We start from the raw sequence: 12,431 nt of genomic DNA on the forward strand, positions 1-12,431 counted from the left end.
ATTAACGAAAGGAGGAGGATCGGTTTGTCATCCACCCCAGAAGGGAAATGGACTGCGGAGCATGGGAAATGGGCCAAACGAAAGTTCAGATTTACGCGCAATGACTGGATGGGTTATCTATTCAGCGCCCCTCTGATTATCGGCGTCATCGTATTTGCCATCTATCCCATGTTCGCCGCACTGTTTATGAGTTTTCATCAGACATCCGGGCTCAATCTATCCGGCACTTGGGTGGGCCTGAGCAACTACCGTTACGCATTAGAAGACTCCTTATTTTGGCAAGCGCTTACAAATACGTTTGTCATGGGGATTTGGTCTGTACTGCTTGGAATTGCACTGTCGTTTATTCTGGCGAGCCTGATTAATAATCTGAAATGGCATCTGGGACGCAATTTTTTCAAAGCCGTATATTTCCTTCCCAATGTCGTGTCCGGCGTTGCTACAAGCCTGTTGTTCTCCTTCTTGTTTTTTCCGTCCAAGGAAGGGCTGATCAACTTTGTAATTGGTTTGTTTGGTATCGATCCTGTCGGCTGGTTCACGAACCCGGAAGTCGCGCGTTACAGTATCGTGCTCATGAGCTTGTGGGGTGCGCTTGGGTATAACACGATTATTTTTCTGGCTGGTTTGCAAAGCGTCCCTCGGGATCTCTATGAAGCTGCAGAGGTGGATGGGGCTGGCACCTACCGGAAATGGTGGTACATTACAATCCCATACTTGCGTCCAATCTTTGTGTTCATGCTCATCATGGGAACCATCGGCGGAATGAAACGGTTTACGGATGTATGGTTAATCGGCGGAACCGCAGGTAATCCTGGGGGAAGCTTGATGACCGTGGTGCTGTATATTTACCGAAATGCGTTCCTCTCTTCGCAGATGGGGCTGGCTACGGCCGTATCCTATCTGTTATTCGTCATCATACTCATCTTAACCGTGTTCCTCATGCTGCTCAACCGCCGCAAAGACAGTTTGGACTAATGTCACTATCCATTTTTCGGGTCCGTAGGGGAACCTTATTCCAGAAGACAGGAGGGTAACTATGAGCAGTTCAGCCTTGCCCAAGGAGCCTGTGCGCCGTAAACGAATCACACTTCAACAGCTGATACTAACGCTGGTTCTGTTGGTAGGTTCATTCATCATGATTGTGCCATTCTTATGGATGCTCGTAACGAGCTTCGATTGGGCTGCACGATTAAATATTTCATTCCCGCCGAAAATATGGCCGGAGGAGCCTTCGATCCGAACATATGAAGCCGCTTTCACCAACATTAATATGTTTCGATATATCGGCAACTCCACGCTTGTAAGTGCAGGGGTCATTATCATCAGCTCATTGTCCGCACTATTATCCGGTTATGCCTTATCCAAGCTCCGCTTCAAAGGAGCAAACTTCGTCTTGCTGCTAGCGCTAAGCACGATGATGATTCCGTTTGAAATGACGATGATTCCGCAGTATTTGCTGTTCAGTAAACTCGGACTGGTCGATAACTACCTGGCTTTTTATTTGCCGGCCATGAACTATGCGTTCGGTACTTTTTTAGCTAAAGCCTTCTTTGATCAATTACCCAGCAGTTTAAGGGAAGCTGCGGTTCTGGATGGCGCCAAGGAGATCACCGTATTCAGCCGGGTATATCTGCCGCTGTGTACGCCCATTATCGCAACCATGGTCATTCTGCTGTTCTTAGGCGTATGGAATGATATGCTGTGGCCGCTGCTGATCTTGAAATCGGCTGCCAAGTACACGATCCAGATTGGATTGGCCATGTTTACGTATAACAACGGAATCAATCAGCAGCCATCGATCATTATGGCAGCAACGACTACGAGCCTCATTCCGGTTATCGTCGTTTATATGTTCCTGCAGCGTTATATCATCGAGAGCATTGCGCTATCCGGTATCAAGCAGTAATTCAGAATGGAAGCTAAATTTATGTGGGGGTGTTTGCGTATGAAAAAAGCTGTGCTGCTTATTCTGTCATTCGTGCTGGTATTTACATTGGCCGCTTGTTCAGGCAGTTCGGGAAAAGATGTGACAGGCGGCGTTAAGATTGAAAAAGTATCGGACATGGAAGGTACGGTTCGCGTTGCACTGGCAGGCTGGCAGCTGGATAACGGGATCGATGCACTGACAGGCAACCCGACCATCGGACTCAACGAGTATTTAGATAAAACGTTCAAAAAAATGTATCCGAACATCAAACTGGAGGTTTATCAAATCCCCTGGGAGAACGTAAAAGCCAAACAAACGGCCATGCTGCTCTCCGGCGATGCGGATATCTTGTATACCGGTGGAGCCTTTGCATCACAATGGTACCAGGAAGGGCTGCTGCGTGACCTGGACGACTTCATCGAAAAGGACACTACGTTTGACCCAAGCATCTATCTGGAAGGCATTATGAATAACTCCTATAGCACCAAGTCGCCCGACGGAAGCAAGCAGTTTGGGATTCCTGCCGTTCTTGGCCGCCGGATGACGATTTATGATAAGAAGCTATTTGAAGACTGGGGCGTTGAAACACTCTCGGCACAGCCAGGACCGGATGAAATTCTGGAGAAAGCCAAGCAAATGACCGGCAAAAACCCGAAAACCGGAGAAGACAATTTCGGTCTGTATTGGAGCGGCAACTCATTAAACGGATCTACCTTTGTTGCGTTAACCCTTGCTTATGGCGCCAAAGGAGCGGAAGGATCGTTGAAGGATATCAAGAGCATTAAATGGCACCTGAATTCACCGGAAATGGTCAAAGTGCTGGAATGGCTGAAAGAAGCCGCACAGCTGCCGCCAGCTGGTTTCGTGAATGCCCAGGGAGCTGAGAATTTCGGACTGGAGAAGAACAATATCGCTATTGCCCTCGATTCCACCGGCGGCTCAACGATGAGTGAATACCGGTCGAAGCAAAACAAAGAGCTGCTGGACCGTTATGAGCCTGTGCTGAACATGGGGCCTAAAGGCGAAGGCTGGGTTGCGGTTGACCCGTTCATCATGGCGAAGAATGCTAAAGATGTGGATGCATCATGGGAAGTATTAAAGTTTTTGACCAGCTACATGACGCAAAAGTATATGTATGAGAACTTCTCCAGTACCCCAACACTTAAAAACGCTGATTTTGTAACGCCGGAAGATAAGTTTGTGAAAAAAGCACTCGAAATCGCAGATGTTGGTCACTCGGAGCTCATGGATGAAGCCAATCCGTTTTATATGAGCGATATCGCTCCAGCTATTAACGGATTCATTAGCCAGGCTGCATCCGGAAATGCTCCGGATATTCAGAAGTTTCTGGATGATCTGCAGGCACGTGCTGAGAAATGGTCGGCAAATCTGAAGTAAATCAGGAGGGGACTGCACTGGGTGCGCATGGGCGTGGTTGAAACGTGACGTATCGCGGGTTTGCCCCACTGAAAAGACTGTAATAATCTAAGAAATCCCTATCCCTGCAGAGACGGGCCTAATCATGATGATTATATGAGTCAAACAACACAATATATTCCAATATGATGTAAAACGTGCATTGTCCCAGTAATGCCCGGATAAAAACCACCTATATAGTTGTATGATCCCCTCTAAGTACACTCGAAAAAACCTCATGTTTACATGAGAATCGAGCGAACTTGGAGGGGATATTTTTATGGCTAAAAAAGGGACAGGTTTTTAAATCGAATAAAAATTTCATTATCAATAGATAATAGCAAGGAAATTGAAATCCAATGGAGCGTGATATTTTGGGAAAATATGTGAAATCAATTACATCGCCAAAGAGATTTATCGTGGGGCACTATTTACTAAAGGAATTAGCTACCTATACCGGTACTTATGGTGACCATGCGTATGTTATTTGCGATGAATTTATTTTGGATCGTGCGCGTAGGGAAGCCGGCAAATCTTTTGAAGAGGCCGGACATCAAAGCGAATTTGTAAAATTCAACTATCAAATCACTCAAGATGAAATCGACAGACACCGCGAAGCGGTACAAAAATCAGGTGCCAATATCATAGTGGGTATTGGCGGCGGGAAAACATTGGATACAGCTAAGGCTACCGCATATTACACACATCTGCCTGTTGCGATTTTCCCGACTATTGCTTCAACAGATGCGCCGTGTACTGCACTTTCCGTCATTTACAATGCAGACGGTTCATTTGACCGTTACCTGTTTCTGCCGACAAATCCTGACATTGTGCTGGCAGATCCCAATATTTTGGTAAGCGCACCGACACGGTTTTTTGTTGCGGGGATAGGGGATGCTCTTGCGACTTATTTTGAAGCGCGGGCATGTTATCAGAAAAATGGGGATAATTTAGTGAATTTAAAGCCATCCCTAGCCGGATTAGGTATTGCAAAAATGTGCTATGACACCATTCTAGAATATGGCCTGCAGGCTAAAATCGCCGTAGATCAGAACGTCTCGACCCCGGCCGTTGAAAAAACAATTGAAGCCACGATTTATTTAAGCGGTGTTGGCGCCGAATCCGGCGGCTTGGCCGCTGCCCACGCAATCCATAATGGAATGACGGCCGTTCCATCGCTGCATCATGCGCAGCATGGCGAAAAAGTGGTCTTTGGTTTATTAACGCAGCTTGTTCTCGAAAGTGCCCCACGAGAGGAAATCGAAACGGTTATCCGTTTTATCAAGGATGTAGGGCTGCCGTTAACCTTAAAAGACCTAGGTCTGGATGAATTCAAAGAGGAGGAATGGCGAAAAGTAGCAGAAGATGCGTGTGCCGAAGGAGACACGATGGGCAATATGCCGCACCCGGTAACGCCTGAAGATGTATACCAGGCCATCATTGCTGCAAATGCATTGGCAGAACATTATTATAATTAACAAGGCAGGAATCAGAGATAGTAAGCTAAAATCATAACAGCCAGCCAGCCGGAATGAATCGGATGACTGGCTGTTTTATATTTACAATGTAAACTATGAAGATAGGAAATGAACCTTTTTTTCTCTGAGTTGTTAACTTAATATAGTAGAGTACTAGAAAGGTGGAGAGCCTGCTTGACGGACAGGGAGTTTTTTGAACGGTATAACAAAAACGTAAAATAGAACCTGTTACTATATGCTGCACAATGCGTCGGATGCCGAGGATGTATGTCAAGAAGTATTTATAAAGGCGTTAGCCTCCGGCTGGGAGCGGGTGGAATATCTCAAAACATGGCTGATGCGTTAGGATACTGGAATACCACACAAAATAATTACGTAAAATAATAATTTGACGAATAATTATAAATAAGTTACTCTGGAAACAAGGGGGGGTTGGCAATAAGTGGATAAAATTGCAAAGCTGCATTATATGAAACGCGTGGAAGCCAAGAGTGCTGAGCTCCCGTGGTACGTGACCGAATACATCGATGGCCGAAAACGCAAACTGTCGCATACGACGCTGCTGAACTACTGTCACGATTACCTCATCTTTTTTGATTGGCTTGTATCAGTTAAATCGAACATCCATGATCGCAAAAACATTGAAATGTCCGTACTCGAATCGCTGACCGTCCGTGAAGTCGAAAATTTTCTGTATTATTTGGAATATCAATTGGATAACAACAAATATACGATCAACCGGAAGTTGTCTGCATTAAAATCGCTGTTTGATTATCTTCAAAACAAGGCCGAAACTACTGATCTTAAGCCATATATTCAGCGTAATGTCATGGCCAAAATCGACTTTAATCCAATTAAAGAAAGCCAGGAAACGATCGCTTATCGAATTGAAGGCAAAATTTTGCGGGAAGACGATCTCGAGAAGTTCCGTCAGTTTGTGGCTCATGATTTTGGGGAACTCCATAAAACCAATAAACGTTTACAGCGCTTTCATGAATTTAACCGGGAACGGGATACGGCGATCGTTTCGCTAATTCTCGGCTCCGGACTGCGTTTATCCGAAGTAGCGGGAATTAACATCGAGGATTTGGATATGAACAAAGGCCTAGTGCGTGTGCTGCGTAAAGGCAATAAAGAACAATATGTATACTTTAGCCAGCAAGCATTGTTGGACCTGGAGAGCTATTTGAAGATCCGTGAAGCTAGGTATAAACCGGAAAAATCGGAAAATTACCTGTTTATAGCAGCGCCGATCGGACGCAAAGGCCAAAGCCGGCGGTTGACGCCAAGGTCGATCGAAAAGCTGATTGAAAAATACGCTGCAGCGTTTGGTAAGCCGGCATTGACGGTGCATTCCTTGAGACACTCATTTGCAACACGTTATCATCGTGAGAACAACGACGTGCCGAAGCTGAAGAATCAGCTGGGACATTCGTCGATTCAGACAACGATGATTTACACGCATTTAACAGATGAAGAGATGAGAAAAGCCGTCAATAATATGGATAAGATGAAATTATACGATTGATGATGCAAAAATGGCCGTTGCACGGTCGTTTCTTTAACACTTTTACACAAAACTCGTATTTTGTACATATGTATCACGAACTCAGAGTAATGAAAATTTTGATTCTGCGTTCTAGTGTCATACACCATATAGCTCGATTTTCGTTCTGTTTTTTTATAAGTTCCCCTTTCTTGCAGTAAAAAAGCAATTCGGATTAAATCCGAATTGCTTTTTCTTTGAATACTGTGCTCCGGTATCGCCAACGGAAAGGCCAAGCGATGTCAAACCCTCTTCGATTGCCGGATTTATCATTCATCCTGGATTCCCGGCAACTCATAACGTTGTTACAAATTGCAATCCTAAAACATCAGCTATTGTTCCGCGTTCTGGAAATATTTTTTAATTACTCCTTTAAAATCACTCCTTTAATCCTTCTAACTCCAGCAGCAGAAGATTGTTCTTTTTTAATACTGAACTTTCCTAAGTTTGTTGTATCTTCTACATGAGGTCCTCCACATACTTCTCGACTCCAAACTTTCCCTTCGTTATCTTTGATTGTATACACCTTAACGATATCCGGATATTTATCCCAAAAATTCCCTTCAACATTACTTTCTTTCGCTTCATTTTTAGGCATCTCTGAAATATAGGTAACTGCTTTTGATGAAATCGCATCATTCACATACTTTTCCACCTCAGCTATTTGCTCTGGCGTAAGTTTTTCATCATGGTTGAAGTCAAACCGTAATCGTTCTGAAGTAATATTACTTCCTTGTTGATGAACATGATCACCTAAAACTTCCCTTAAACCAGCAAGTAATAAATGAGATACCGTGTGCAGCGCTGTTGTTTCTGTTGAATGTTCAGCTAATCCACCTTTAAATTTACCCGCAGAAGCAGTTCTGCTCTTTTCAGCATGTTTCTTTGCCGCCTCTATATAAGACGCCTTGTCTTCCATGCTATATCCACTTTCAGTTAGAAACTCTTCCGTCAACTCCAAGGGAAACCCATATGTTTCGTAAAAATAAAAGGCATCTGCACCTGTAACTTTACCCTTATTCTTAAGATGTTTTTGTATTTCAAATTCTCCTTGCTGTAAAGTTCTATAGAAAAGATTTTCTTCCTTATTTACTATTTCGATAACTTTCTTTTTATTACCGATCAAATCTTCATAAGCTGTTGCTTCATCTATATAAACTTCAGACAACTCACCCACAAAACTTCCTTGTATACCTATTTTTTTACCAGCACGAATCGCCCTTCTTAATAACCTTCTTGTTATATACCCTGCATCACTATTAGCTGGCTCCGCACCATCATTAATTAGAAAAGTAGCCGCTCTCACATGATCAAGTATGATTCTAAACGACTTTAAATCGTCAGTATATGGTTTACCACTTAACTCCATCAATTTTTTCTTGGGATTAAGGAAGAAAGCCGTATTATAAATATCCTTGTCACCATTAAGGGCTGTTGCAACCCTTTCTAATCCGCCTCCATAATCAATATTGGGATTTTGCATTTTTACAAATCCTGTCTCTTCTTTTTTGTAACACATAAATACGTTGTTCCCGATTTCTAAAAACCTCTCGCTTACAGAAGCAGGATGATCCAGTGAATCACCGCCTGGTTCAAGATCATAGAACATTTCACTATCAGGCCCACCCGGTTCACCAACAGGCATATCCAATGGACTTCCGGCTCGACTCCACCAATTTTCTTTTTCATCGTATAAGAATATTCTTCCACCTCTAGATGCCCCATATTGATAGGGATCATCTTCAATGATAGGTTCTATACCAACTGATTTAAATTTTTCTGACCAGATTTGAATGGCTTCCGTATCTTTCTGTATATTCAAATCATCACTTCCTATAAAAGCACTGATATACAGCCTGCCAGGATCAATTCCTAATTCGATAATATGCCAATTCCAAATGGCATCGATTTGCTTTTTCTTATAGTTATTTTCATTTGCTTTAAACTCCCATCGACCTATCATTTCAAAAAATGTCAGATGCGACGTATCTCCTACTTCATCAATATCCACTGTTCTTAAACACTTCTGAATATTAGCAATCTCATTACCTATCGGATGCTTTTCCCCCAATAAATATGGAACCATAGGTTGCATTCCACTTCCTGTAAACAACGTTGAGGGATCATTTTCTGGTAACAAGCTGGAAGAGGGCACTTGGCTAGCCCCTATTCCTTTCATAAAATCAATATATGATTTTCTTAACTCATCTGGTGTCATTTTCACCATGCTCAATACCTCCATTTCAATTATTATTTATTCTCGGAAAATTATTTTGCAAATAATCAAACGAGAAGAAATAAAACAAAAAAAGCCCTGAGCTGACATATTTCTTGTCAACTTAGGGCGAACTATTATGTCCGTGTTACCACCTAATTTCAGATTTCTCTGCACTCTATCAATACGGGATATCTCAGATATTGTTTCCTGAATAACGGTGGAACTCCGTTGAAGCCTACTAAGATTCCTCTGTTCGGTTCACAGCTCCGAGACTGCTTCACTATTAGATCAATGAAGATTCGCACCAACCATCTTCTCTCTGTGAGATCCCTAATACCTACTATTTCTCATCATAGCCTTTTCGTTTTAAGTTTAACCAATGGTATCACACTCAACTTGCTCCGTCAATTAACATTTTTGTTAAATTCTGAAAAGGGTAGAAATTAGTTAATCTGCCCTTATCTGTGAAGGTTATTGCTTGTTAAAGAGATCTCCATCCCCCAATTATAAGCAAGGGCTACAAGAAATCAATGTAGTAAAAAGACACTGATATTCTATTCATCAGTGTCTTTTAATTCACCAGCATCATGTTTCATCGTTGAACTCAGACTACATCACTTTAGCCCTATTCGCTGCTGTAACTGACTTCACTTTCTTGTAATCATTTCAATCAGAAAGTTGTAATTTAAAGCAACTTAATTAGCTCTTCTAGCTCATCAACCAATACTTTTGCAAATTCAAAATTAGTATCTTTTAAAGCCAATTCTATTTTCATTTCAACTGCTTTTTTGTTTTGTTCCGCTTCTAAATAGTCTTTATCAAAGTGACTAGCATAAATCATCTGTTTGAATTTTTTCATAGTCATTTTTCTAATCGTCTTATTGTCAATGATTAATACATAATCCATACCATTTACAACAGAATAGAAATCATGAGATATCATGAGAATTGCACCTTTATAGTCTTCAATGGCTTTTTCCAGTGCAATTTGTGAATATGTGTCTAAATGGCTTGTCGGTTCATCAAGAAGCAATATGTTTGCATTACTAGCAGAAACTTTAGCCAATTGAAGTGTGTTTTTTTCTCCACCAGATAGTGATTCAATCTTTTGATTAACGATTTCGCCTTCAAATCCATAGTTTGAAATATACGATCTAACTTCATCATAAGTTTTAAACCCGGCATCGATGAATTCCTCTAGTATTGTGTTAGAATCCTTTAGCATTTCGCCTTGATTCTGAGATAAATAAGCCATTTTAACATCATCATTTATTTCAATGGAATCATGATTATTGTTGAAGATATCTCGGAGTAAAGTCGTTTTCCCTGTACCGTTTGGACCAATAATGGCTACTTTATCCGTAGATTTTATCTCAAAGTTCACATTCTCTAACAGCAGTTCATCAAAGGCAACACTATAATTATTGACTTTTACAACAATGCTGTCTTCAATTTCTTTCTCAATACCGAAACTGATATTCGGTTGCTTAATATCAACAAATGGTGCCTTAATTCTACGAGCTTCCAATCTCTCTTGAAATCTAACTCTAGCTTTTAACGCTCTACCTCTAGATGCATCTGAATTAATAGTTGCGATAGCTCTAAGATTATCAATAATGTTATCGTATCTTTCAATTTCTTCAGCTTCAGCGACTGCGATTTCTTGCAACTCCATTTTTGTCTGAAGTAATGAGAAATTATACTCAATATATCGCCCATCAAACTCTTGGATCTCTGTGTTTTCAAGGTGAATAATTTTGTTGAAACAATGATTCAATAGATATCGATTGTGCGTAACAACTAGCAGTATGCCTTTGTGAGTATTAATAAGTTTTTTAAGCGCATTTAGGTTCTCAAAATCTAAAAACACATCCGGTTCGTCCATGATCATTAAGTCTGGACTATTAAGCATTTCCTTCATTACTTGAATAAGTTTGAATTCCCCGCCGCTCAGGTCGGATACCCTAACATCTTTTAGCTTCAAAAGGTTTGCTAGATTTAGCTTCTTATTAATGTTACTTTCAAAATTATCTCCGCCCATTGCATCAAATGCGTCTAAAGCGAATTGATACTTTTCGAGTAACGGCTCAATATCCGATGATGTTTCCATTTCATTACAAATAGATGTTATTTCATTTTGTAGCTTAATAAATTCTTCTCCGATATATTCAAAAACAGTTGTTTCTTTAGTTCTGTCTAGTTGGGAGAACTGACTTACATATCCAATTTTGCAGGTTGGATCTATCTCTAACTTGCCTTCGAACAAATATCTTTCTGGATCCATCAATATATCGATCAGTGTACTTTTACCACTGCCACTTGTTCCAATAAAAGCGCAATGCTGTGACTCTTCTAACGTAAATGAAATGTCTTTATATAGTTCTTTTTGTGGAAATGAGAAGGATAAGTTTTCAACTTTTATCATAGTAGTGCCTTTCTTTATAACTAAAATGGTGACTATTTATTAAATGTATTGTCGAACACAGACTTTTAGAGTAACACTCTTTACTACCAAGTACAATTCATTTTTACCCCTTACTCTCACTTCGATATTCTAATACTTACTTTAGAATGGTGGTTTGTTGGCCGTTTATCCATCCCATGAAAATACATCAAACAAATCATGACAATGATCCACCCTACGCATCATGTTCTTGTCCCCCGACATTATTAATGAACAGATTGAAAAACATAGGGATAAATTTAATAAAATAGAGCTAAAAAAGAAGACATCCTTCCTAAATGTGGTTGAATGTCTTCTTTGTTCTTCAGTGCCCTCTCCTATAGATTGAAGCTTTTTGCAATGGTATGGAGCCGAGCTTAACCAGTTGAGAACCCTGCAGCTCCCTTCGGATCGTCAGTTGATTTCTATGGTCAGGGAGCTTGTGAAATTCGCCCCCGGCTTCAGGGTGATTATTCCCTCCTTAGCTTGAAGTTCACCTTCGAAGACATCCATATCCGCTACTCCTTGCCAAGGCTCGATGCATATGAAGGGAGCGTTCAAAGGCTGCCAGATGCCGAGGTCGGGAAAACCCTTATAGGTGACAACTACGCTTTTGGCGGTGTGCTTGCTTCTAAGCGAAATCTGCCGAGAGCTCACATTTCGGAAAATCAATGCGCCTTCGGCGAACATTTCATGGGATAACGGCAGGATGGTCTCTTGTTTCAGAACGGGCTCCGATTTGCCGCTGATCAGCAGGCCGTCTGAATTCAAGAACAACCTTTCAAGGTTTTCCGATTCAGCGAACTCCAGATAGTAATCGCTCAGGCTACCGTTGTCATCAAGCGGACAATTGAACGCCGGGTGGGTCCCGAGCTGGAAGGAGATATCCTGATCATCGCTATTTTCCACCCGGTAACTAAGTTCCAGTGTGCTTACATTCAGTTTATATGTAATATATAGGTTGAATTTATAAGGATAACTGGCCAGGGTTTTCTCATTATAAGAGAGGCGGTAAACCGCGTGGGTGTCGCTTTCTTGGACCAGCGTAAATTCACTGCGTCTGGCGAATCCGTGATTGCCGATCTTATAGGCTTTACCGTCCACCTTAATCTCTCCGTTCCGGGCCGCACCAATAATGGGAAACAGCACCGGAGAACGGCCTGTCCAATACGTGGCGTCACCGCTCCAGATGTATTCAGCTTCCGGATCCAGCTTTCTGAAGCTGATCAGTTCCGCCCCAAGGGTATTAATCTCAGCTTCCGCCGAGCTGCTGCGCAAAATTTTATTCATTGTTGTACTCCCCCTTCATACTTATAGTCCAGATACCCATATTATATCAAAGTTCTTGAGGGAGTTGAGAAAACGACAGTCAATTCAATAGGGGGTGACGGTTTTCGATAAAA

General features: G+C 41.7%; 9 protein-coding genes and 1 other annotated feature. Of the genes, 6 read left to right on the forward strand and 3 right to left on the reverse strand.

Annotated features, from left to right (window positions below; genetic code table 11):
• Positions 1–24: 24 nt before the first annotated feature.
• From CRG97_RS15615 to xerS, 6 genes are all read left to right on the forward strand, one after another.
• Positions 25–975 carry a carbohydrate ABC transporter permease gene (locus CRG97_RS15615; protein WP_098744590.1) on the forward strand — a complete coding sequence of 317 codons (951 nt, stop codon included), beginning with the start codon at positions 25–27 and terminating at the stop codon, positions 973–975.
• 61 nt (positions 976–1,036) lie between these two features.
• Positions 1,037–1,906, forward strand: coding sequence for a carbohydrate ABC transporter permease (locus CRG97_RS15620; RefSeq protein ID WP_071220686.1), 870 nt, complete (start codon positions 1,037–1,039; stop codon positions 1,904–1,906).
• A 39-nt stretch (positions 1,907–1,945) separates the two neighbouring features.
• Positions 1,946–3,325, forward strand: coding sequence for an extracellular solute-binding protein (locus tag CRG97_RS15625; RefSeq protein ID WP_098744593.1), 1,380 nt, complete (start codon positions 1,946–1,948; stop codon positions 3,323–3,325).
• 377 nt (positions 3,326–3,702) lie between these two features.
• Positions 3,703–4,821, forward strand: coding sequence for a glycerol dehydrogenase (locus CRG97_RS15630; RefSeq protein WP_481856194.1), 1,119 nt, complete (start codon positions 3,703–3,705; stop codon positions 4,819–4,821).
• Positions 4,822–5,056: 235 nt separating this feature from the next.
• A complete protein-coding gene (locus CRG97_RS33635; RefSeq protein WP_237566417.1) occupies positions 5,057–5,167 on the forward strand; it encodes a sigma factor in 111 nt (36 codons plus the stop codon).
• 96 nt (positions 5,168–5,263) lie between these two features.
• Positions 5,264–6,349 carry a tyrosine recombinase XerS gene (xerS, locus tag CRG97_RS15640; RefSeq protein WP_098744596.1) on the forward strand — a complete coding sequence of 362 codons (1,086 nt, stop codon included), beginning with the start codon at positions 5,264–5,266 and terminating at the stop codon, positions 6,347–6,349.
• A 382-nt stretch (positions 6,350–6,731) separates the two neighbouring features.
• Here xerS and CRG97_RS15645 read toward each other — a convergent pair whose 3' ends face one another.
• The 3 genes from CRG97_RS15645 to CRG97_RS15655 all read right to left on the reverse strand — a co-directional run bounded on the left by CRG97_RS15645 (position 6,732) and on the right by CRG97_RS15655 (position 12,318).
• Entirely contained in the window at positions 6,732–8,594 is a 1,863-nt protein-coding gene (locus CRG97_RS15645) for an alanine--tRNA ligase (protein ID WP_161952941.1), read from the reverse strand.
• 110 nt (positions 8,595–8,704) lie between these two features.
• Positions 8,705–8,948 (reverse strand) — a binding site (T-box leader).
• Positions 8,949–9,270: 322 nt separating this feature from the next.
• The gene (locus CRG97_RS15650) at positions 9,271–11,010 is read right to left on the reverse strand and encodes an ABC-F family ATP-binding cassette domain-containing protein (RefSeq protein ID WP_098744602.1); all 1,740 of its coding nucleotides are present in this window, start codon (positions 11,008–11,010) and stop codon (positions 9,271–9,273) included.
• Positions 11,011–11,442: 432 nt separating this feature from the next.
• Positions 11,443–12,318 (reverse strand): aldose 1-epimerase family protein, encoded by an 876-nt coding sequence (locus tag CRG97_RS15655; protein WP_098744605.1) that lies wholly within the window; start codon positions 12,316–12,318, stop codon positions 11,443–11,445.
• Between the last annotated feature and the right edge of the window lie 113 nt (positions 12,319–12,431).

The organism is Paenibacillus sp. EZ-K15 (genome assembly GCF_002573715.1).
Classification (GTDB): Bacteria; Bacillota; Bacilli; order Paenibacillales; family Paenibacillaceae; genus Paenibacillus_AQ.

Coding starts and splice junctions, on each gene's coding strand:
- CRG97_RS15620 (WP_071220686.1), top strand. CDS start 1,037: ATGAGCAGTTCAGCCTTGCCCAAGGAGCCTGTGCGCCGTAAACGAATC.
- CRG97_RS15625 (WP_098744593.1), top strand. CDS start 1,946: ATGAAAAAAGCTGTGCTGCTTATTCTGTCATTCGTGCTGGTATTTACA.
- CRG97_RS15630 (WP_481856194.1), top strand. CDS start 3,703: ATGGAGCGTGATATTTTGGGAAAATATGTGAAATCAATTACATCGCCA.
- CRG97_RS33635 (WP_237566417.1), top strand. CDS start 5,057: ATGCTGCACAATGCGTCGGATGCCGAGGATGTATGTCAAGAAGTATTT.
- CRG97_RS15645 (WP_161952941.1), bottom strand. CDS start 8,594: ATGGTGAAAATGACACCAGATGAGTTAAGAAAATCATATATTGATTTT.
- CRG97_RS15650 (WP_098744602.1), bottom strand. CDS start 11,010: ATGATAAAAGTTGAAAACTTATCCTTCTCATTTCCACAAAAAGAACTA.
- CRG97_RS15655 (WP_098744605.1), bottom strand. CDS start 12,318: ATGAATAAAATTTTGCGCAGCAGCTCGGCGGAAGCTGAGATTAATACC.